Below are 1,235 nucleotides of genomic sequence, written 5' to 3'. Positions count from 1 at the left end.
AGAGGCCCAGCCGCTCTTGGCTAACCCCGACGGGCAAACTGGCCTGGGACGGATTGGCCACTTGGCCCAACCGGTGACGATTGCCGAATACGCCCAGCAAATTAAAGCCATCTGCCAGGTTGATGCTGTCCGGGTCATTGCCAATAATCCAGCAAAGCCCATTCAAACGGTCGCTGTTCTCGGTGGTGATGGTGGTAAGTATTGGAAGACGGCCCAGACAGCTGGCGCTGACCTTTACTTAACGGCTGATTTGTATTACCATGTTGGTCATGATATTTTGGCCGCTGACTTTGCAGTCTTAGACCCCGACCACCACATGGAAGCCTTGGCCAAAGCACCAATGGCCGCCAAGGTGGGGGAGTGGTTTGAAGACCTGCCCGTCTCAGTGAGTCAAATCAATACTGATCCCTACACCTATTTTTAGGTCTGTTTGAACCCCAGGAGGTTTTGCATGTCTGAGAAGTATCCCAACTTAGTGTCGCGTTTCTTGCGTTTTGTTCAGGTTGATACCCGGTCGGATGAAGAGTCCCAAACGGTACCATCATCGCCCAAAGAAGTCCAATTCTTAAAGGACCTGGCCCAAGAACTAAAAGACCTTGGTTTGACCAATGTCCGCACCATGGCCGATGGCTACGTTTTTGCGGAATTGGCTTCAAACTTACCTAATGGTGGGGGGGCTAAGGTTGGTTTTATTTCCCACGTTGACACGGCTGACTTTGAAAGCCAAAACGTCCGACCACAACAAATCAACAATTACGACGGCCAATCAGTGATTGAGCTTGGGACTTCTGGCTTTTCTTTGGACCCAGCAGTCTTCCCACACTTGAAAAACTATAAGGGTCACGACTTGATCACGACCGACGGAACAACCTTGCTTGGTGCTGATGATAAGGCGGGGGTTGCTGAAATTTTGGCCTTAGCCGAATACTTGTTGGCCCACCCAGAAGTCAAGCACGGTCCTGTCCGTTTTGCCTTTGGACCCGATGAAGAAATTGGGATTGGGGCTAACCACTTCGATGTTAAGGCTTTTGACGCCGACTTTGCCTACACCGTTGATGGGGGACCATTGGGTGAATTAGAATGGGAGACCTTTAACGCCGCCCAAGCCGAAGTGACTATTACCGGTCAAAACGTTCATCCGGGAACGGCCAAGGACACGATGGTTAACGCCATCCAAGTTGGGATTGATTTCCATAACACTTTGCCTGAACATGACCGTCCCGAAAAGACAGAGG

General features: G+C 50.8%; 2 protein-coding genes. Both read left to right on the top strand.

All coding sequences use genetic code 11. The features are described 5' to 3' along the window. A partial coding sequence (locus tag AOQ29_RS08270; protein WP_242977430.1) for a Nif3-like dinuclear metal center hexameric protein occupies positions 1-424 on the top strand: 424 nt, incomplete at its 5' end. 27 nt (positions 425-451) lie between these two features. Continuing rightward, positions 452-1,235 (top strand): peptidase T (gene pepT / locus AOQ29_RS08265; protein ID WP_083989397.1); only part of this gene is annotated, 784 nt, incomplete at its 3' end.

Source organism: Fructobacillus ficulneus (genome assembly GCF_001047075.2).
In the GTDB taxonomy this organism is placed as follows: domain Bacteria; phylum Bacillota; class Bacilli; order Lactobacillales; family Lactobacillaceae; genus Fructobacillus; species Fructobacillus ficulneus.
This window is presented reverse-complemented; position numbering and strand designations above follow the sequence as displayed.